Annotated in this window: 17 protein-coding genes; 8 read left to right on the top strand and 9 right to left on the bottom strand. The window is 72.6% G+C overall.

Annotation, left to right across the window (positions count from 1 at the left end; genetic code table 11):
- Positions 1 to 16: 16 nt before the first annotated feature.
- Genes nirD through ACIQJT_RS06110 form a run of 3 tightly spaced genes read right to left on the bottom strand, consistent with a single transcriptional unit; the run spans position 17 to position 4,190 of the window.
- Entirely contained in the window at positions 17 to 367 is a 351-nt protein-coding gene (nirD, locus tag ACIQJT_RS06120; RefSeq protein ID WP_402640298.1) for a nitrite reductase small subunit NirD, read from the bottom strand.
- Positions 364 to 2,967 carry a nitrite reductase large subunit NirB gene (nirB, locus tag ACIQJT_RS06115; protein ID WP_402640296.1) on the bottom strand — a complete coding sequence of 868 codons (2,604 nt, stop codon included), beginning with the start codon at positions 2,965 to 2,967 and terminating at the stop codon, positions 364 to 366. The genes nirD and nirB overlap by 4 nt, the downstream gene beginning before the upstream one ends.
- A complete protein-coding gene (locus tag ACIQJT_RS06110; RefSeq protein ID WP_402640294.1) occupies positions 2,967 to 4,190 on the bottom strand; it encodes an NAD(P)/FAD-dependent oxidoreductase in 1,224 nt (407 codons plus the stop codon). The genes nirB and ACIQJT_RS06110 overlap by 1 nt, the downstream gene beginning before the upstream one ends.
- 172 nt (positions 4,191 to 4,362) lie before the next feature.
- On the opposite strand from ACIQJT_RS06110, the gene cpt reads away from it, so the two are divergent.
- The gene (gene cpt, locus ACIQJT_RS06105; RefSeq protein WP_402640292.1) at positions 4,363 to 4,917 is read left to right on the top strand and encodes a chloramphenicol phosphotransferase CPT; all 555 of its coding nucleotides are present in this window, start codon (positions 4,363 to 4,365) and stop codon (positions 4,915 to 4,917) included.
- Between the two features lie 156 nt (positions 4,918 to 5,073).
- On the opposite strand, the gene ACIQJT_RS06100 is transcribed toward cpt, so the two are convergent.
- Entirely contained in the window at positions 5,074 to 5,700 is a 627-nt protein-coding gene (locus ACIQJT_RS06100; RefSeq protein WP_402640290.1) for a class F sortase, read from the bottom strand.
- 112 nt (positions 5,701 to 5,812) lie between these two features.
- Positions 5,813 to 6,337 (bottom strand): hypothetical protein, encoded by a 525-nt coding sequence (locus tag ACIQJT_RS06095; RefSeq protein ID WP_365450605.1) that lies wholly within the window; start codon positions 6,335 to 6,337, stop codon positions 5,813 to 5,815.
- Between the two features lie 276 nt (positions 6,338 to 6,613).
- On the opposite strand from ACIQJT_RS06095, the gene ACIQJT_RS06090 reads away from it, so the two are divergent.
- Together ACIQJT_RS06090 and ACIQJT_RS06085 are read left to right on the top strand one after the other, a co-directional pair.
- The gene (locus ACIQJT_RS06090; RefSeq protein WP_365450608.1) at positions 6,614 to 7,213 is read left to right on the top strand and encodes an NAD(P)H-dependent oxidoreductase; all 600 of its coding nucleotides are present in this window, start codon (positions 6,614 to 6,616) and stop codon (positions 7,211 to 7,213) included.
- Positions 7,214 to 7,306: 93 nt separating this feature from the next.
- A complete protein-coding gene (locus ACIQJT_RS06085; protein ID WP_365450687.1) occupies positions 7,307 to 7,738 on the top strand; it encodes a VOC family protein in 432 nt (143 codons plus the stop codon).
- A 20-nt stretch (positions 7,739 to 7,758) separates the two neighbouring features.
- Here ACIQJT_RS06085 and ACIQJT_RS06080 read toward each other — a convergent pair whose 3' ends face one another.
- Positions 7,759 to 8,106, bottom strand: coding sequence for a hypothetical protein (locus tag ACIQJT_RS06080; protein WP_365450610.1), 348 nt, complete (start codon positions 8,104 to 8,106; stop codon positions 7,759 to 7,761).
- Between the two features lie 79 nt (positions 8,107 to 8,185).
- Positions 8,186 to 9,841, bottom strand: coding sequence for a M4 family metallopeptidase (locus ACIQJT_RS06075; RefSeq protein ID WP_402640287.1), 1,656 nt, complete (start codon positions 9,839 to 9,841; stop codon positions 8,186 to 8,188).
- A 131-nt stretch (positions 9,842 to 9,972) separates the two neighbouring features.
- Here ACIQJT_RS06075 and ACIQJT_RS06070 point away from each other — a divergent pair, with 131 nt between their 5' ends.
- Positions 9,973 to 10,434, top strand: a complete 462-nt coding sequence (locus tag ACIQJT_RS06070; protein WP_402640285.1) for a gamma-glutamylcyclotransferase family protein — start codon at positions 9,973 to 9,975, stop codon at positions 10,432 to 10,434.
- Here ACIQJT_RS06070 and ACIQJT_RS06065 read toward each other — a convergent pair.
- Together ACIQJT_RS06065 and ACIQJT_RS06060 are read right to left on the bottom strand one after the other, a co-directional pair.
- Complete coding sequence (locus ACIQJT_RS06065; protein ID WP_402640283.1) at positions 10,394 to 12,496, bottom strand: molybdopterin oxidoreductase family protein; 2,103 nt, start codon at positions 12,494 to 12,496, stop codon at positions 10,394 to 10,396. The two genes, ACIQJT_RS06070 and ACIQJT_RS06065, sit on opposite strands and share 41 nt — an antisense overlap.
- Positions 12,497 to 12,710: 214 nt before the next feature.
- The gene (locus tag ACIQJT_RS06060) at positions 12,711 to 13,397 is read right to left on the bottom strand and encodes a vancomycin high temperature exclusion protein (protein WP_402640281.1); all 687 of its coding nucleotides are present in this window, start codon (positions 13,395 to 13,397) and stop codon (positions 12,711 to 12,713) included.
- Positions 13,398 to 13,608: 211 nt separating this feature from the next.
- Here ACIQJT_RS06060 and ACIQJT_RS06055 point away from each other — a divergent pair, with 211 nt between their 5' ends.
- The 4 genes from ACIQJT_RS06055 to dnaG all read left to right on the top strand — a co-directional run bounded on the left by ACIQJT_RS06055 (position 13,609) and on the right by dnaG (position 19,086).
- Positions 13,609 to 14,385, top strand: a complete 777-nt coding sequence (locus tag ACIQJT_RS06055; RefSeq protein ID WP_365450620.1) for a sirohydrochlorin chelatase — start codon at positions 13,609 to 13,611, stop codon at positions 14,383 to 14,385.
- 110 nt (positions 14,386 to 14,495) lie between these two features.
- Positions 14,496 to 15,749: a deoxyguanosinetriphosphate triphosphohydrolase gene (locus tag ACIQJT_RS06050; protein WP_402640279.1), complete on the top strand. Its 1,254-nt coding sequence runs from the start codon at positions 14,496 to 14,498 to the stop codon at positions 15,747 to 15,749.
- A 134-nt stretch (positions 15,750 to 15,883) separates the two neighbouring features.
- Positions 15,884 to 17,149: an FAD-dependent oxidoreductase gene (locus ACIQJT_RS06045; protein WP_365450624.1), complete on the top strand. Its 1,266-nt coding sequence runs from the start codon at positions 15,884 to 15,886 to the stop codon at positions 17,147 to 17,149.
- Between the two features lie 29 nt (positions 17,150 to 17,178).
- Complete coding sequence (gene dnaG, locus ACIQJT_RS06040) at positions 17,179 to 19,086, top strand: DNA primase (protein WP_402640277.1); 1,908 nt, start codon at positions 17,179 to 17,181, stop codon at positions 19,084 to 19,086.
- The last annotated feature ends 54 nt before the right edge of the window (positions 19,087 to 19,140 follow it).

Genomic DNA, 19,140 nt, shown 5'->3' with positions numbered 1-19,140 from the left:
GCCCGTCCGCCCGAGGTCACCGCGCCCGCACCTCGTACGTCGTGATCCGCACCGACTCGTCGTCCAGGCACTGCCCGGTCTCCAGGTCGAACCGCTGCTTGAGCAGGGGCGAGGCCACGAACGGCCGGCCCTGGGCGCTGCCGGTCAGACCGCGGGAGAGGACCGCCGCGCCGCTGAAGGGGTCGCGGTTGTCGACGGCGTACAGGTTGCCCGCGCGGTCGCGGAACAGGGCCGCCTGCCGGCCGTCGGGCAGCAGGGCCGCCACGCCCCGGCCGGGGAACAGCCGGGTCAGCTCGCAGACCGCGAACCAGTCGCCGTCCAGGTGGAGTTCGACCTTCAGGTCGGTGGTCTCGGGTGCCAGGGTCATCGCTGGGCGCTTCCTTCCAGGGGACGGTGGCCGATGGTCAGCAGCGGCAGGTCGGGCTTGATCTGCTCGCGCTCGGGGACGAAGCCGACGACCGGGTCGGGGGTGTCGGGGGCGTTCACGAAGGACACGAACCGGGCGAGCTTCTCGGGGTCGTTGATGGTGGTCGCCCACTCGTCGGCGTAGTGCGCCACGTGGGCCGCCATCAGGGACTCCAGCTCCTCGCAGATGCCGAGGGAGTCCTCCACGACCACGTCACGGACGTGGTCCAGGCCGCCGGGGATGCGCTCCAGCCAGGTCGAGGTGCGCTCCAGGCGGTCCGCGGTGCGGATGTAGAACATCAGGAACCGGTCGATGAGCCGGATCAGTTCGGCGTCGGTGAGGTCCTGGGCGAGCAGGTCCGCGTGGCGCGGCGTGGCGCCGCCGTTGCCGCCGACGTAGAGGTTCCAGCCGTTGGAGGTGGCGATCACACCGAAGTCCTTCGACTGGGCCTCCGCGCACTCGCGGGCGCAGCCCGACACCGCCGACTTCAGCTTGTGCGGGGAGCGCAGGCCCCGGTAGCGCAGCTCCAGGTCGATCGCCATGCGGACCGAGTCCTGGACGCCGTAGCGGCACCAGGTCTGGCCGACACAGGACTTCACCGTGCGCAGGGACTTGCCGTAGGCGTGGCCCGACTCGAAGCCGGCGTCCACCAACCGGGTCCAGATCAGCGGGAGTTGCTCCACCCGGGCGCCGAACATGTCGATCCGCTGGCCGCCGGTGATCTTCGTGTAGAGGCCGAAGTCGCGGGCGATCTCGCCGATCGTGATGAGGCCCTCGGGGGTGATCTCACCGCCGGGGATGCGCGGGACGACCGAGTAGGAGCCGTTCTTCTGGATGTTGGCGAGGAAATGGTCGTTGGAGTCCTGGAGGGCCGCCTGCTCGCCGTCCAGGACGTAGCCGCTCGCGCCGATCGTGGGGGCGAGGGAGGCGATGATGGAGCCGACGGCCGGCTTGCAGATCTCGCAGCCGTCGCCGCCCCGGGCGCCGTCGCGGCCGTAGCGGTCGAGGAGGTCCTGGTAGCTGTTGATGCGCAGGGCGAGGACGATCTCGTAGAGCTCCTCGCGGGTCTGCGCGAAGCAGCCGCACAGGCCCTTGTCGACCTCGACGCCGGACGCCTCCAGTTCCGCGGTGACCAGCTGGCCGAGCACCTTGACGCAACTGCCGCACGTGGTACCGGCCTTGGTGCACTTCTTCACCTCGGGCACGGTGGTGCACCTGTGCTCCGTGACGGCCTCGCGGATGGTGCCCTTGCGGACGTTGTTGCAGGAGCAGATGATCGCGTCGTCCGGCAGCGCGGTCGGGCCGAGCTGCACCGACTCGCCCGCGCCGGCCGGCAGCACCAGCGACTCGGGGGAGACCGGCGGGACGGAACCGGTGAACGCCTTCAGCGTGCCGTACGCCTCCGCGTCACCGACCAGGATGCCGCCGAGCAGCGTGCCGTCCCGGCCGATGACCAGCTTCTTGTACAGGCCCGCGCGGGAGTCGGAGTAGACGACGTCCAGGCAGTCCTCGGTCGCCCCGTGCGCGTCGCCGAAGGAGGCGACGTCCACGCCGAGCAGCTTCAGCTTGGTGGAGAGGTCGGCGCCCAGGAAGGCGGCCTCGTCGGAGGCGATGGTCGCCGCCGCCGTCTCGGCCTGCTCGTAGCCGGGGGCGACCAGGCCGTACACCCGGCCGTCGGCGGCCAGCGCGCACTCGCCGATCGCGAAGACGTGCGGGTCGGAGACAGTGCGGCACTGCTCGTCGACGGTGATGCCGCCGCGCTCGCCGACGGTCAGGCCGCAGTCGCGGGCCAGCTGGTCGCGGGGGCGGACACCGGCGCTGAACACCACCAGGTCGGTGGCGAGTTCGGAGCCGTCGGACAGCTTCATGCCGGTGACGGCACCCTCGGCGTCGACCACGATCTCCTGCGTGCCCACCCCGGTGTGGACGGTCAGGCCCATCTCCTCGATGGTCCGCAGCAGCGCCGCGCCACCGCCCTCGTCGACCTGCACCGGCATCAGCCGCGGTGCGAACTCCACGATGTGGGAGGTGAGTCCGAGCCCCTTCAGGGCACCGGCCGCCTCGAGTCCGAGCAGACCGCCGCCGACCACGGCACCCGTGGTACGGGTCTTCGCGTACTCCTCGATGGCGAGGAGGTCCTCGATCGTGCGGTAGACGAAGCAGCCCTCAGCGTCCTTGTTCGGGACCGGCGGCACGAAGGGGTAGGAGCCGGTGGCGAGGACGAGGGTCTCGTACGCGAAGACCTGACCGGACTTGGCGGTGACCTTCCTCGCCTCGCGGTCGACGGCGACGGCCGGGTCGCCGACGTACAGCTCGATGCCGTGCGTCTCGATGAACTCCATGTCCGTCATGGACAGTTCCTCGGGCGTCTTCCCCGAGAAGTACGAGGTGAGCGCGACCCGGTCGTACGCGGGACGCGGCTCCTCGCAGAGCACGACCACGCGGTGGGTGGCGGTCAGGCCCCGCGCGGCGAGCGCCTCCAGGAAGCGCTGGCCGACCATGCCGTGGCCGACGAGGACGATCGTGGGGGTGGCCTCCGTGGCCTCCGGGGTGGCGGTCATCAGGAGCCTCCATCGTTGGTGAGCAGGTGGAGCAGCGGTCCGCCGTCGGAGGGGAGCGGCTCTGCTCCCTCCCAGGCGCGGGCGAGCGCGCCGACGGTGCCGAGTTCGCCGACGAGGACCCCGCCGACCAGGCGGTCGTCGCGGACGACGACCTTGCGGTAGGTCCCGCGGGTGGCGTCCGTGAGCTGGACGACGTCGTCGCCCGGCAGCGCCTCGGTCTCGCCGAACGCGGCCAGGTCGAAGGCGGTCTGCCCGGGCAGCGTGAGCCGGGTCAGCGAACGGGTGCCGGTGTAGCGGGTGCCTCGGTCTCCGGAGCCGGCCGCCAGCAACTCGGCCAGCGCGTCGGCCTGTTCGAGGGCCGGGGTGGCGAGGCCGTAGACCGTGCCGTCGTGCTGGGCGCAGTCGCCGATGGCGTGGATGTGCGGGTCGGAGGTGCGCAGTTCGTCGTCCACGACGATGCCCTTGCGCACGTCCAGTCCCGCGGTCTGCGCCAGACCGACGCGGGGGTGGACCCCGCAGGCCAGGACCACGATCTCGGCGTCCAGCGCGTATCCGTCGGCCATCTCGACCGAGCGGACCGCCCCGCCGACACAGCGCACGTCCCGCACGCGCAGGTCGGTGTGGACCTCGACGCCGAGGTCCACGAGGTGGCGGCGGACGAGCTTGGACGCGCTCGGGTCGAGCTGGCGTTCCATCAGCCGCTCGGACTGCTGGGCGAGGATCACCTGGGCGCCGCGCTGGGCGAGCGCGCGGGCCGCGGACACCCCGAGGAGCCCGCCGCCGATGACGACGGCCTTCACGCCCGGCCGCACGGCCTTGGACAGTCCCAGGCAGTCGTCCATTGTCCGGAACGCGTGCACGCCCTCGGGCAGCACGTGGTCGGGGGTGAACAGGCCGCGCAGCGGCGGGAGCACGGGGTTGGAGCCGGTGGCCAGGACCAGCGTGTCGTACGCGATCCGCGCACCGTCGGCGCACTCGACGGTCCGTGCCTCGCGGTCGATACCGGTGACCCGGGCACGGGTCAGCGCGGCCGGCGCCGGGAGCGCGATCACGTCGGGGGTGTACCGCCCGGCCAGCACCTCGGCGAGGAGCACCCGGTTGTACGGGCGGTGCTCCTCCTCGCCGATCAGTGTCACGGGCGTGCCGAGCTCTCCGAGCCGCCGGGCGAGCCGGACGCCCGCGAGCCCGGCGCCGATCACCACCACACGCGTATTCGAGGTCATGTCCAGGAGCGTGCGCGGTGGGTGTTACCCGACCGCATCACCTCTGTTTCCCGTGAGGAACGCTGCCCTCAGCAGGGACCGGGGGCGGGTGTGAGGGTTCGGGACGGGCGGCGCGGGAGCACTGTGAGGACACCCGTACGACCAGTGGCCGGCCTGACGCTACCGTGACGCCGTGACGACTCAGGTGATCGTGCTCAACGGCGGGTCCAGTTCCGGCAAGACGGCGCTCGCGCGTGCCCTCCAGACCGTGCTGCCCGAGCCGTGGCTGGCGTTCGGCATCGACGACTTCGTCGACTCGATGCCCCCGGCGCTCCAGGAGTCGGACGCGGGCCTGGAGGTCACGGCGGACGGCACGGTGAGTGTGGGAGCGGACTTCACACGGCTGGAGGCGGCCTGGAGGGCGGGCCTCGCCGCGACCGTCCGCGCGGGCGCCCGGGTCGTCGTGGACGACGTCTTCCTCGGCGGCCCGCACTCCCAGGAACGCTGGCGGGACGCCCTGGCCGGCCTCGACGTCCTGTGGGTCGGCGTGCGCTGCGTGGCCGCCGTCGCCGCGGCCCGCGAGTCCGCCCGGGGCGACCGGGTCCACGGGATGGCGGAGAAGCAGGCCGAGCTCGTCCACCGGGGCGTGGTCTACGACATCGAGGTCGACACCACCCGCACCGGCTCGCTGGACTGCGCGCGCACCATCGCCGCGGCGGTGTGCACCGGCTCCGGGCGAGGTGTGTGAACCCGCCGATGCCGGTGTGGGGGACGGTCCGTCGGTGGTGGGGTCGTCCGGGCGGGGGTCGCGGTGGTCGGTGTGCGCTGCGGGGGGGGCGTCGGCGGTGGGTTCGGGCGTGGGGGCATGGCGGCCGACACCAGCCGCGCGATCACCGCGGCCTTGTCAGCGGCTCCCCGTGAGGTGCGCGAACACCACCACGTTGCCCCGGTAACCGGTCGAGCGCGAGTAGCCCCCGCCGCAGGTGATCACCCGCAGCTCCGGCCGCCGGGCGGCGCCGTACACCTTCTCGTCGGGGAAGTCCTTCGCGTCGTACACCTCGACCGCGTCCACCGTGAACACCGCGACGCTTCCGTCGCGCCGGTCCACCTCGATCGTGCCGCCCCGGGGGAGGGCGCCGAGGTCGTAGAAGACGGCGGGTCCCTCGGCGTTGTCGACGTGCCCGGCGAGGACCGCGGTGCCCGTCTCGCCGGGGGTGGTGCCGGCCTCGTACCAGCCGGCGAGGTTCTTCCTGGAGGCCGGCGGCACATCGAGGCTGCCGCTCGCCGTGAGGGCCAGACCCGTCAGCGGCGCGTCCACGTGGATCGCGGGGATCCGCACGCGGTCGGGCGGTGACGGCGGCAGGGCGGGCGCCGCGGCCCGTCCGCTGTCCCCGCCGGCGTGCGCCTGGGCGGCGGACGGCTGCGGCGGGGCGTGCGTCTCGGCGCCGCTGCGCAGCAGCCACGCGCCGCTGCACAGGGCCACCACGGTGACCCCCGCTATGGCGGTGTTGCCGATCCTGCGGTTGCGCACAGGAGCCTCCTCTACGGCTGGCCTGCCCGTCCCCCTCCGGGCCGCGAGGGGCGTCGGACCCGGAGGGGGAGGGGACATGCGGTACCGGCGGACGGACAGCGGAGGGTGTCCGTCAGATCCCGTCGCCTCTCGCCCGGCGATGCAGGAGCCAGGTACCGCCCGCGGCGGCGACGGCGAGAGCCGCCACACCGGCCGCGGTCTGCACGGGGTCGGGGCCCAGAGCGCCACCGACCCCCGTCTTCACACTTCCTCTGGGGTGCACCGGCTGACGCTGGGAGGTCAGCGTGACCACCAGGTCACCGGTCACTCGCCGGCCGCCCTCCGCACAGGTCGCGGCGATCTCGTACGTCCCCGGCTGCGCGCTCGGCGGCACCCGGAACCGCCCGGTCGCGTCGCCCTCGTGCGTGCCGGGCGCCAGCGTGAAGGCGCCCGCGCCCACCGCGCTGGCGTCCCCGGCGGCGGCCGTACCGCCGTCCCCGCACGCCGCCGTGGTCACGGTGACCCGTCCGCCCGGCACCACGGACGACGGGAACACCTCGAGCCCGTCCGTGCCGCCGGCGGACGCGGGCGCACAGACGAGACCCGCGGCGGCGACGGCGAGCGCGCTGCCGGTCAGCAGGCGGGTGGTGGGGCGCATGGTGCTCCTTCGAGCTCTCGGGTGGGTCCCTGTGCCTTCGAGGTAAGTGGCACCGGGCCGGGACCGCTTCCTGAGAGTGCGTCAGAAATGCGCTGAACGGGTGTCAGATCACCGTGCACCGGGCCGCGTCGGCCGAGATTTCAGCAGGTCAACGGCGTGCGCCGGCCGGGTCGCCGAAGAGAACCCGAAGGGCGCGGACGCGCGTGTGAACGGGTGACCCCCCGCTCACGATCCGCGCTTGACCTCAACTTTGGTCGAGGTATCAGGCTGTCCTCCATGCAGACAGACACCTTCGTGCAGACAGACACCGCACCCCTCAACGTCACGCTGGTCATCGGCAGCAACCGCCACGGCCGCTTCGGCCCCGTGGTCGCCGACTGGCTCCTCGACCGGCTGCGCGACCGCGACGACCTGGTCCCGGACGTCGTGGACGTGGCCGAGGCCGATCTGCCCATGTCCATGGCCCCGACCCCCGAGACGACCGCCGCTCTCGCCTCGGTCACCCCCAAGCTCGCCTCGGCGGACGCCTTCGTCGTCCTCACCCCCGAGTACAACCACTCCTACCCGGCCGGCCTGAAGAACCTGGTCGACTGGCACTTCACGGAGTGGCAGGCCAAGCCGGTGGCCCTCGTCTCCTACGGCGGCATCTCGGGCGGCCTGCGCGCCGTGGAGCACCTGCGCCAGGTCTTCGCCGAGCTCCACGCGGTGACGGTCCGGGACACCGTGAGCTTCCACAACGCGGGCGGCTCCTTCGCCGACGGCCGCCTGAAGGACCCCTCGGGCCCGGACGCGGCGGCGAAGACGATGCTGGACCAGCTGGTGTGGTGGGGGAGGGTGCTCAGGGAGGGCAGGGCCGCCCGGCCGTACGGCGGGTGATCCGGCGGGTGGACCGTCCGCGGCCGCGCATCCCGCAGATGCGCCAGTGCGGGGGGCGAGCGTCCCTGCCGGCGCTACGGTGAGGCGATGGGCATGGAACAGCGCATCACCCTGATCACGCTGGGCGTCACGGACCTCGCCCGCTCCAAGGCCTTCTACGAGGCCCTGGGCTGGCGCGGCCAGGAGGTCGAGGAGACCGTCTTCTTCCAGGCGGGCGGTCTCGGCCTGGTCCTGTGGAGCCGGGACAGACTGGCGGTGGACTGCGGTCTGGAACCGGGTCCCGCGAGCGGCTTCGGCGGCATCGCACTGGCCCACAACGTCCGCTCGGAGGCCGAGGTCGACGCCCTCCTCGCCCAGGTCGTGGAGGCGGGCGGCACGCTCACCAAGCCGGCCGCGGTGAACGAGATCGGCTTCTACTCCAGCGCCTTCACCGACCCGGACGGCCACCCCTGGGAGGTCGCGTACAACCCGGGCTTCCCGCTGGCGGCGGACGGCACGCTCACCCTCCCGGACTTCGGTGGGTAGCCGGGGGCTTCCGTTCCTCCTCAGCTCCGGGTGCCGCCCGAGAACCGCTCCGCGAGCGCGCGATGCCGCTCGGCGACCCGCCGGGCGTCGGCCGGGGTGACGGGCGACCCGGGCAGCCCGCCCATGCGTTCGATCTCGTCGGCGAACCGCAGGTGTTCGGCGTGTGCGTGCTCCCGGCAGGCCAGGCACGTCACCCGGTCCGGCCGCGGCGAGGTCATGGCGTACGGCACCCGCAGCCCGCACCCGGTGGCCACGGTGCCCGGCAGGTCGCCCGCCAGGTTGAACGTGGCCGCGAGCAGGGTGCGCACGGCGGCCTCGCCGCGGACCACCTTCACCTCGACATGGATGTGCGGGTCGCCCTCACCCATCTCACCCCTCCTGCCGTCACGGGTACGGCCGCCCCTGAATCCGGGGCGGCCGTGTCACACGTCGGAGGACCGGTGCACGTCAGTTCACGTTCACCGCGCTCCAGGCCGCCGCCACCGCGTTGTACTCCGCGCTGCCCGCGCCGTACAGGTCCTTCGCCGCGTTCAGGGTGGCCGCGCGCGCCCCGGCGTAGTTGGTCGAGGACGTCATGTAGACCGTCAGCGCCCGGTACCAGATGGCGCCCAGCTTGGCCCGGCCGATGCCGGTGACCGTGGAGCCGTTGGAGGTGGGGGAGTTGTAGCTGACACCGTTGACGGTCTTGGCGCCGCTGCCCTCCGCCAGCAGGTACGCGAAGTGGTTCGCGACCCCGGAGGAGTAGTGGACGTCGAGGTTGCCGACCGAGCTGCTCCAGGAGTCGGCCGACTTGCCGTCCTTGGAGGGCTTGTCCATGTAGCGCAGGGCGTCCCGTCCGAAGCCCGAGCGGACGATCTTCTCACCGATCAGATAGTCGCCGGTGTCCGAGGAGTTGCCCGCGTAGAACTCCACCAGCGTGCCGAAGATGTCGGAGGTCGCCTCGTTGAGCCCGCCCGACTCGCCCGAGTACGTCAGCGCCGCCGTCTTGGACGTCACACCGTGCGACATCTCGTGCCCGGCCACGTCCAGCGACACCAGCGGGCCCATCTGCGTCCCGTCACCGTCGCCGTACGTCATGCAGAAGCAACTGTCGTCCCAGAAGGCGTTGTTGTAGTTGCTGCCGTAGTGGACGCGGTTGTAGGAGCCCTTGCCGTCCCCGCCGATCCCGTTCCGCCCGTGGACGTTCTTGTAGTAGTCCCAGGTGACGTCGGTCCCGTACTGCGCGTCCACCGCCGCCGTGGCCCGGTCCGAAGTCGCCCCCGTGCCCCAGTGGTTGTCGGCGTCGGTGAACAGGGTGGCGGGCGCCCGGCTCAAGCAGATGGTCAGGAAGCACAGGTCGGTCTTGTTCGCCGCGTCACCGGTGTAGGTGTTGCCGCGCGTCGCGTCCTTGAGCTGGTACGCCGACCCAGACTGGGTGGTCTCCAGCGAAACCGTGCCGCTGTACAGCGACTTGCCGTCGCCGGACGCCTGCTCGATGCTGTCCCAGGCGTCGATCTGCGCCCCCGTGCGGGCGTCCGTGAGGACCGTGCGGGCGACCGGGTTGCCGAGGGAGTCCTGCGCGGCGGCGTCGGTCTGCCAGGCCAGCCTGGGCGCCCCGTGCAGGGCGTCGACGACCAGCCGCGGCTTGGCGGTCAGCTTCTTCAGCGTCTCGCCCAGGTTGGCCGCCTTGAGTGCGTTGGCCGCGAGGTCGGCGGCCTTCGGGGCGGACAGGGCCGGGGTGACGCTCGACAGGGAGATCGCGCTCCGGGTGGCGCGCGAGGAGCTCTTGTAGGCCCCGTCCGGCTTCAGGTGGACCACGAAGTCACCTCCCAGCACGGGCAGTTGGCGGTAGGTGCGGTCGTAGCGGACGTGCTGGGTGCCGTCGGGGTCGACGATCACGTCCCGGACCTCGGTGCGCTGCGCGGAGCCGAGCCCCAGCGCGGAGGCGTGGTCGGCCAGGGCGGCGGCGGCGTTCTCGACCGCGGTGGCCCGGGTCGGTCTGTCCGCCGCACCGGCGGCGGGGGAGAGTGCGGCGGCGAGCAGGGTGGCGGCGGTGGCGGCCACTCCGGCGGTGGCGAGACGACGGGAACGGGCACCTCGGACGTACGGCCGTATCCGACTCATCGGTCTCCTCAGAAAGGCGCCAATGGGGCGCGTGGGGGGTGGCGCGGACGTTGACGAAGATTTAAGAGGCCATGACAAGCCATGTCCAGAGCGCGGCACGTGCAGGTGTGTGAGGGGAGAGAATCGTTCCTGTGACCTCTGTGCGACTCCCGTTCTTCGTCTACGGCACCCTCCGCCCCGGCGAGGTCAACCACGACCTCTTCCTGCGCGGCCGCGTCCGCTGCGAGGAGCCGGGCCGACTGGCGGGCGCGCTGCTGTACGACGGCCCCGGCTACCCGTACGCCGTCGAGGAGGCACGGGGAACGGTCGCGGGGGAGCTCGTCACCCCGCGGGCCGATGCCTACGCCGAACTGCTCGCTCTGCTCGACGAGTTGGAGGAGTACACGCCGGGGGACCCGCACAACCTGTACGAACGGGTCGCCCGCGAGGTGACCCGCACGGCCGACGGCACCCCCGTGCGCGCCTGGGTCTATGTGGCGGCCCCACCCGTCGCCGCCCGCCTGCGTGCCCGCGGCAAGCTCATCGAGAGCGGCGACTGGCGGCTCGGGCGGACTACCCCCGCACCGTCTCCACCCGCACCGCGCACGCCTTGAACTCCGGCATCCGCGAGGTCGGGTCGAGCGCCGGGTTGGTGAGGGTGTTGGCGCGGCCCTCGCCGTACCAGTGGAAGGGCATGAAGATCGTGTCGGGGCGGATGCCGGGCGTGATACGGGCCGGGGCCACGGCCCGCCCCCGCCGCGAGACCACGGCCACCGGGTCGCCCTCGGCCGCCCCGAGCCGCTCCGCGAGCCGCGGGTGCAGCTCCACGAACGGGCCCGGCGCCGCGGCGTTCAGTTCGTCCACGCGCCGGGTCTGCGCACCGGACTGGTACTGCGCCACGACCCGCCCGGTCGTCAGCAGCACCGGGTACTCCTCGTCGGGCTCCTCCGCGATGCCCCGATGCGAGACGGCGACGAAACGGGCCCGCCCGTCGGGGTGGGCGAAGCGGTCCAGGAAGAGGCGCGGGGTGCCGGGGTGCACGTCGTCGTCGCCGGCGGGTGCGTCCCCGGCGGGCGTCGGGCACGGCCAGAACACCCCGTTCTCCTCGGCCAGTCGGCGGTACGTGATCCCGGAGTAGTCGGCCGGGCCGCCCGCGCTCGCCCGGCGCAGCTCCTCGAAGACCTCCTCGGGGTCGGTCGGGAAGCCCTTCTCCACGCCGAGCCGGTCGGCGAGTTCGTGCATGACCTCCAGGTCGCTGCGGATGCCGTCCGGCGGGGTGACCGCCTGCCGGCGCAGCAGCACCCGCCCCTCCAGGTTGGTCGTCGTGCCGTTCTCCTCGGCCCACTGGGTGACCGGCAGGACCACGTCCGCGAGGGCGGCCGTCTCCGACAGGACGACATCGCACACGGCAAGGAAGTCCAGGGACCTGATGCGCTCCTCGATGTGCGCGGCACGCGGCGCCGACACCACCGGGTTGGACCCCATCAGCAGCAGCGATTTGATGTCCGTGCCGAGGGCGTCCAGCAACTCGTAGGCGCTGCGCCCCGGTCCGGGCAGCGAGTCGGGGTCCACGCCCCACACCTCGGCGACATGCGCCCGCGCCGCCGGGTCGTCCAGCTTGCGGTAGCCGGGCAACTGGTCGGCCTTCTGGCCGTGTTCGCGCCCGCCCTGTCCGTTGCCCTGCCCGGTCAGACAGCCGTATCCGCTGTACGGCCGCCCCGCGCGCCCGGTCGCCAGGCACAGGTTGATCCACGCGCTCACCGTGTCGGTGCCCTTGGACTGCTGCTCGGGCCCGCGCGCGGTGAGCACCATCGCGGACTCCGGCTCGCAGAACAGCCGTACGGTCTCCCGGAGTTGCGGCACCGGCACACCGGTGATCCGCTCCACGTACTCCGGCCAGTGGGCCATCGCGGCGGCCCGCGCGTCCTCCCAGCCGACCGTGCGCTCACGGACGTACTCCTCGTCGACCCGGCCCTCGGCCACCACCAGGTGCAGCAGTCCGAGCGCGAGGGCGAGGTCGGTGCCGGGCCGGGGCATGAGGTGCAGGTCGGCCTGCTCGGCGGTCTTGGTGCGGCGCGGGTCGACGACGATCAGCGTGCCGCCGTTCTCCTTGAGCTCGGTGAAGAAGCGCAGGGAGGGCGGCATGGTCTCGGCGAGGTTGGAGCCGACGAGGATCACACAGCCCGACTTCGGGATGTCCTCCAACGGGAACGGCAGCCCGCGGTCCAGGCCGAAGGCCTTCATGCCGCCGGCCGCGGCGGACGACATGCAGAAGCGCCCGTTGTAGTCGATCTGCGAGGTGCCGAGGACGACCCGGGCGAACTTGCCGAGCGTGTACGCCTTCTCGTTGGTCAGACCGCCCCCGCCGAAGACCCCGCACGCGTCCGGGCCATGCTCCGTACGCGTGCGGGACAGCCCCTCGGCGATCCGGTCCAGCGCCTCGTCCCAGGTCGCGGGCACCAGCGTGCCTCCGGAGCGCACCAACGGGGAGGTCAGACGCACCCGGGACGAGAGCACCGCGGGCGCGGTACGGCCCTTGCCGCACAGCGCCCCCCGGTTCACCGGGAAGTCCGCGCGCTCACTCACCTCGACGGTCCCGTCCGGCGCGGGGGTCAGGTTCATGCCGCATTGCAGGGCGCAGTACGGGCAGTGCGTGGGTGTCGCGGAGTTCTGCATGCTCCTCAGCGTGCGTCGGCCGTGTTACGCCGGTGGCGGCTCCGTGTTACGCCACCGAGACGGCGACCTCCCGCGTGACACCCCGGAGCGGTGAGAAAGAGCGTGTGTTCCCCCGGTCGGCAGTCGGACCCGTGGCCCGTCATGCGCGGCCCTCGCCCGCTGCCGTGGACCGTGCACCACAGCACCCCGTGCGGACGCCGGGCACCGGCTTGGCTCAGCGAGCCGCGGCCAGCGCGTCCGGCACGCCGGTCTCCTTCGGGCCGAGGAACCGCGGGTCGGGCCGGAACACCACGTCCAGGGCCGCCTTTCCCGCCGCGAGGATCTCCCGGGTGCCGCCGTAGTACCACGTGGCGTCGTGCCTGGCGTCGACGCCGATCCCGTACGAGGTGACCCCGGCCGCCTGGCACAGGGCGACCGCGCGCCGGATGTGGAACCCCTGACTGATCAGCACCGCCCTGTCCACACCGAAGATCTTCCGGGCGCGCACGCAGGAGTCCCAGGTGTCGAAGCCGGCGTAGTCGCTGACGATCCGCCTGTCCGGGACGCCGTGCCGGGTCAGGTAGGCGCGCATGGCGTCGGGCTCGTCGTAGTCCTGGCGGCTGTTGTCGCCGGTGACGAGGACGACCTCGATCCGGTTCTCCCGGTACAGCTTCGCCGCCGCGTCGAGCCGGTGGGCGAGATACGGCGACGGCTCGCCGTCCCACAGTCCGGCGCCGAAGACGACGGCCACCTCGGCGCGCGGCACGTCGGCCGTCGTGCGCAGCCGGTCGCCCGTCACCAGGTACATCCAGGTCGACGGCAGCAGCGCCAGCACACAGCCCGCCATCACCGCCTGCACGAACCTGCGCCGCCCGGCACGCGTGCGTGGCAGGCGCAGTCTGCGTGGCCTCGGCAGTCGCATCGGACGGTCCCTCCCCGGTCGCCTTCCGACCGGGAAAGACGTGCCGCCGGGGCGATCGGTTCGGCCGCCGGCGCGTGAGCAGGCTCACCCTCCGGCACGAAACCGCAGGTCACGCCTCCTCACAGCCCGCCGCACCGCACGGTGATCCGCCGGAAAGCACACGTCACTGCGGTGAAACGGGAAGGCAACCTCCGGCGGACACCATCGACGCATGAACCGGATCAGCAGCCGACCCCGCCTCGTCTCCCTCGACGACCGGCGCCGCCCCGAGCCGCCCGCGCTCGTCCTGGTGGCCCACGGCAGCCGCGACCCGCGCACCCTCGCCACGGTCCACGAGCTCCTGGACCAGGTCCGCGCCCAGCGCCCCGACCTGCCGGTGCACCTGGGTCACATCGAACTCAACGAGCCCCTGCTGCCGGACACCCTGGCCGCCCTGGGCCCGGCCGAAGCGGTCCTGGTCCCCCTGCTGCTGTCCCGCGGCTACCACGTCAAGCGGGACATCCCCGAGATGGCGGCGGCCTCCCCGGTACGCGCGCGCGTGGCCGCCCCGCTCGGCCCGCACCCCCTCCTGGTGGACACCCTCCACGCCCGCCTCGTGGAGGCGGGCTGGCCCCCCGTGACGGACGAGGCGAGCCGCCGCGAGAGCGCGGTGGTCCTGGCCGCCGCGGGTTCCCGTGACCCGGACTCCGCGGTGGACACCCGCCGTACCGCGCAGCTGCTGTCGGACCGCCTGGGGGTCCCGGTGGTCCCCGCCTACGCCTCGGCGGCGACTCCCACCGTCGAGACGGCGGTCCGGGCGCTGGCGGCACGGGGGCGGCACCGGGTGGCGGTGGCGTCGTACTTCACGGCACCGGGCCTGTTCGCGACCCAGTGCGCGCAGAAGGCACCGTGGATCGCGTCAGCGCCCCTGGGCACCCACCCGGCGATGGCAGACCTGATCGTCCACCGCTACGACCAGGCACGGGCAGCGCAGGCCACGGCGGCCTAGTCAGCGGCGCGGGGAACCGCGCGACAAGCCCCGACAGCTCCGCACCGGCCATGAGACGGATCCCCCGGGCGCACCGGTGAATTGTCAGTCCCTGCCCGTACTGTCAAGACATGCCGTACGACCCGCAGTCAACCGAACGCTGGGCCCCAGAACCCGACAAGCGCCCCGGCCGCACCGCCTTCCAGCGCGACCGCGCCCGCATCCTCCACTCCGCCGCGCTCAGAAGGCTCGCCGGCAAAACGCAGGTCGTCACACCGGGCACCAGGAACCAGATGTGGGACGCCAGCCCCCGCACCCGCCTGACCCACTCCCTGGAGTGCGCCCAGGTGGGCCGGGAGCTCGGCGCGGCCCTCGGCTGCGACCCCGACCTCGTGGAAGCCGCCTGTCTCTCCCACGACCTCGGCCACCCCCCGTTCGGGCACAACGGCGAACACGCCCTGAACGAATTCGCGCAGGACTGCGGCGGCTTCGAGGGCAACGCCCAGTCCCTGCGGCTGCTCACCCGCATCGAACCCAAGCGGTTCACCGAGGAGGGCTCGGTGGGCCTCAACCTCACCAGGGCCACCCTGGACGCCGCCACCAAGTACCCCTGGCCCCGCGGAGCGCACCCCACCGACCCCGGCTCCCGGAAGTTCGGCGTCTACGACGACGACCGTCCAGTCTTCGACTGGATCCGCAAGGGCGCCCCCGGCACCCGCACCACCTTCGAGGCCCAGGTCATGGACTGGGCCGACGACGTGGCGTACTCGGTCCACGACGTCGAGGACGGCCTGCACGCGGGCCACATCGACCCCAACTGCCTGCACGCCGAACCGGAACGCCGGGCGGTCTTCGAGGTCGCCCTCGGCAGGTACGTCCCCGCGGACACCGACCCCGCCGAACTCGCCGCCGCCCTCGACCGGCTCCAGGACCAGGAATGGTGGCCGCACGGCTACGACGGCTCGGCCGTGGCGCAGGCCCGCCTCAAGGACGCCACCAGTCAGCTCATCGGCCGCTTCTGCCTGTCCGCCGAGGCCGCCACCCGCGGGCGGTACGGCACCGGCAGGCTCACGAGGTACGACGCCGAACTCGTCGTACCGCACGGGACCCGCCTGGAGTGCGCGGTGCTCAAGGCGGTCGCCGACCGGTACGTCATGCAGCGCGCCGAGCAGGAGCGGCTGCGGGCCGACCAGCGGATCGTCGTCGCCGAACTCGCCGAGGCGCTCACCGCCCGCGCGCCCGACGGCCTCGACCCGCAGTTCCGCGCGCTGTTCGACCGGGCGCCCGACGACCGCGCGCGCAAGCGGGTGATCGTGGACCAGATCGCCTCGCTCACCGACGCGTCCGCCCGTTCGCTTCACGCCCGTCTCATGGGGCACGTGTAGAACACATATGCAGGAGTGACGGGAAAGGTGCCCGAATGTGACCCTCCGTGGCCTGATCGGGCCACTCCCCCTTCCCCCATCACGCTCCGTGCGGGACGCTCCCTTGTGGCGGCACCCTTACGAGGAGGAACCAAGTGGTCGACGCGGATCAGACTTTTGTCATCGTGGGAGGAGGTCTCGCCGGCGCCAAGGCGGCCGAGACGCTCCGGACGGAGGGCTTCACCGGCCGCGTGATACTGATCTGCGACGAACGCGACCACCCCTACGAGCGCCCGCCGCTCTCCAAGGGCTACCTCCTCGGCAAGGAGGAGCGCGACAGCGTCTTCGTGCACGAGCCTGCCTGGTACGCGCGCAACGACATCGAGCTGCACCTCGGCGAGACCGTGGACGCCATCGACCGCGCGGCCAAGACGGTCCGCTTCGGCGAGGACGGCACCGCCGTCCGCTACGACAAGCTGCTGCTGGCCACGGGCGCCGAGCCGCGCCGGCTGGACATCCCCGGGACCGACCTCGCGGGCGTCCACCACCTGCGCCGCCTCGCCCACGCCGAACGCCTCAAGGGCGTCCTGGCCGCCCTGGGCAGGGACAACGGCCACCTCGTGATCGCCGGCGCCGGCTGGATCGGTCTGGAGGTCGCGGCGGCGGCCCGGGAGTACGGCGCCGAGGTCACCGTCGTCGAGCCCGCGCAGACCCCGCTGCACGGTGTCCTCGGCCCCGAGCTCGGCAACCTCTTCGCCGAGCTGCACCGCGAGCACGGCGTCCGCTTCCACTTCGGGGCCCGGCTGACGGAGATCGTCGGACAGGACGGCATGGTCCTCGCGGCCCGCACCGACGACGGCGAGGAACACCCCGCGCACGACGTCCTCGCGGCGGTCGGCGCGGCGCCCCGCGTGGCCCTCGCGGAGGCGGCCGGGCTCGAACTGGCGGACCGGGCGCACGGCGGCGGGATCGCCGTGGACGGACAACTGCGCACCTCCGACCCGGACATCCACGCGGCGGGCGACGTGGCCTCCTTCCACCACGCCCTCTTCGGCAACAGGCTGCGCGTCGAGCACTGGGCCAACGCGCTCAACGGCGGCCCGGCGGCGGCGCGCGCGATGCTGGGCCGCCAGGTGACGTACGACCGTGTGCCCTACTTCTTCTCCGACCAGTACGACCTGGGGATGGAGTACAGCGGCTGGGCGCCCCCCGGCTCCTACGACGAAGTGGTGATCCGGGGAGACGCCGGCAAGCGCGAGTTCATCGCCTTCTGGGTGAAGCAGGGCCGTGTGCTGGCCGGGATGAACGTCAACGTGTGGGACGTCACGGAGCCGATCCAGGCACTGGTCCGGTCCGGGGCTCAGGTGGACACGGAGGCGCTGGCGGACCCGCACGTTCCACTCGTCAGCCTCGTCCCGTAGGTGTCAGTACCTCCCCGTAGACTTCACGCGTGGCAGGACGGATCAACGACGAGGACGTGAAGGCGGTACGGGACGCGGTCCCGATCGACGCCGTGGTGTCCGAGTACCTCCAGCTGCGCAACGCGGGCGGGGGCAACCTCAAGGGCCTGTGTCCCTTCCACGACGAGAAGTCGCCGTCCTTCCAGGTCAGCCCGAGCAAGGGGCTCTTCCACTGCTTCGGCTGCCAGGAGGGCGGCGACACCATCACGTTCGTGATGAAGGTCGACCACCTCTCCTTCTCCGAGGCGGTCGAGCGCCTCGCCGCCCAGGCCGGCATCACCCTGCGCTACGAGGAGGGCGGCTACAACCCCTCCCACCAGCGCGGCGAGCGCATCCGCCTGGTCGAGGCCCACAAGATCGCCGCCGACTGGTACATGGAGCAGCTCGCCACCAGCCCGGAGGCCGACACCGGCCGCCAGTTCCTCGCCGAGCGCGGCTTCGACCAGGCCGCGGCCGCGCACTTCTCCGTCGGCTACAGCCCCCAGGGCTGGGACCACCTCACCCGCTTCCTGCGCGGCAAGGGCTTCAGCGACAAGGAGATCCTGCTCTCCGGCCTCGCCCAGGAAGGCCGCCGCGGGCCCATCGACCGCTTCCGCGGCCGTCTGATGTGGCCCATCCGCGACATCGGCGGGGACGTCGTCGGCTTCGGCGCGAGAAAGCTCTACGAGGCGGACAACGGCCCGAAGTACCTCAACACCCCCGACACCGCGATCTACCGCAAGTCCCAGGTCCTCTACGGCATCGACCTCGCCAAGAAGGACATCGCCAAGGCGTCCCGCGCGGTCGTCGTCGAGGGCTACACCGACGTCATGGCCTGCCACCTCGCCGGCGTCACCACCGCCATCGCGACCTGCGGCACCGCCTTCGGCAGCGACCACATCAAGATCCTGCGCCGGCTGCTGATGGACAACGGCTCGGCGCGCGTGATCTTCACCTTCGACGGCGACGCGGCCGGCCAGAAGGCGGCCCTGCGCGCCTTCGAGGACGACCAGAAGTTCGCCGCCGAGACCTACATCGCCATCGCCCCCGACGGCATGGACCCCTGCGACCTGCGCCTCGCCAAGGGCGACGACGCGGTGGCCGACCTGGTCGAACCCCGCACCCCGCTCTTCGAGTTCGCGCTGCGCCAGATCGTCGTCCGCTACGACCTCGACACCCCCGCCGGCCGGGCCGCCGCCCTGGACGAGGCCGCCCCGATCGTCGCCCGCATCAAGAACAGCGGCGCCCAGCACGAGGTGGCCGTCCAGCTCGCCGGCATGCTCGGCATCCTCGACACCCAGTTCGTGGTCAAGCGGGTCGCCCAGCTGGCCCGGTGGGCCCGCGACCGCGGCGGCAAGGGCCCCGCCCCCTCCGGACGCGGTCCGCAGCCGCCGTCGTACGACGGGGCCCACCGCCCTGCCGTCTCCGGCCCCGCCCTCACCCTGCGCAACCCCGTCTACGCCACCGAGCGGGAGCTCCTCAAGCTCGCCCTCCAGCGCCCCGACCTGGTCTCCCCGGCCTTCGACGCCTACGGCATCGACGAGTTCACCGCCCCGCCCTACGCCGCCGTGCGCCAGGCCATCATGGACGCGGGCGGCGCCGAGCTCGGCGTGCAGGACTCCCAGGACTACCTCGTCCGGGTCCGCGAGGCCGCCCCCGACGACGCGGTCCGCGCGATGGTCACGGAGCTGGCCGTCGAGGCGATCATGCGGCGCACGGTCGACGAGGTGTACGCGGGCACGGTCCTGGTCCAGGTCCGCCGACGCGCCGTCGAACGCCGCATCCAGGAGATCCAGGGCACCCTCATCCGCCTCGGCACCGGCGGCGACCCGGCCCACCTGGCCGCCGTGCAGAACGAGATGTGGGTGCTCCAGCAGTACGACCAGGCACTGCGCGAGCACGGGGCCGCCGCCCTCTAGCGACGCGCACGGCGGAGTCACTGCGCGGTCACGGCCCGATTGCAAAAAGTCACC

Origin of the sequence: Streptomyces sp. NPDC091972 (assembly GCF_044756385.1) — a bacterium.
GTDB lineage: Bacteria > Actinomycetota > Actinomycetes > Streptomycetales > Streptomycetaceae > Streptomyces.
This window is presented reverse-complemented; position numbering and strand designations above follow the sequence as displayed.

Coding starts and splice junctions, on each gene's coding strand:
- nirD (WP_402640298.1), bottom strand. CDS start 367: ATGACCCTGGCACCCGAGACCACCGACCTGAAGGTCGAACTCCACCTG.
- nirB (WP_402640296.1), bottom strand. CDS start 2,967: ATGACCGCCACCCCGGAGGCCACGGAGGCCACCCCCACGATCGTCCTC.
- ACIQJT_RS06110 (WP_402640294.1), bottom strand. CDS start 4,190: ATGACCTCGAATACGCGTGTGGTGGTGATCGGCGCCGGGCTCGCGGGC.
- ACIQJT_RS06095 (WP_365450605.1), bottom strand. CDS start 6,337: ATGCGCCCCACCACCCGCCTGCTGACCGGCAGCGCGCTCGCCGTCGCC.
- ACIQJT_RS06090 (WP_365450608.1), top strand. CDS start 6,614: ATGCAGACAGACACCTTCGTGCAGACAGACACCGCACCCCTCAACGTC.
- ACIQJT_RS06085 (WP_365450687.1), top strand. CDS start 7,307: ATGGAACAGCGCATCACCCTGATCACGCTGGGCGTCACGGACCTCGCC.
- ACIQJT_RS06080 (WP_365450610.1), bottom strand. CDS start 8,106: ATGGGTGAGGGCGACCCGCACATCCATGTCGAGGTGAAGGTGGTCCGC.
- ACIQJT_RS06075 (WP_402640287.1), bottom strand. CDS start 9,841: ATGAGTCGGATACGGCCGTACGTCCGAGGTGCCCGTTCCCGTCGTCTC.
- ACIQJT_RS06065 (WP_402640283.1), bottom strand. CDS start 12,496: ATGCAGAACTCCGCGACACCCACGCACTGCCCGTACTGCGCCCTGCAA.
- ACIQJT_RS06060 (WP_402640281.1), bottom strand. CDS start 13,397: ATGCGACTGCCGAGGCCACGCAGACTGCGCCTGCCACGCACGCGTGCC.
- ACIQJT_RS06055 (WP_365450620.1), top strand. CDS start 13,609: ATGAACCGGATCAGCAGCCGACCCCGCCTCGTCTCCCTCGACGACCGG.
- ACIQJT_RS06050 (WP_402640279.1), top strand. CDS start 14,496: ATGCCGTACGACCCGCAGTCAACCGAACGCTGGGCCCCAGAACCCGAC.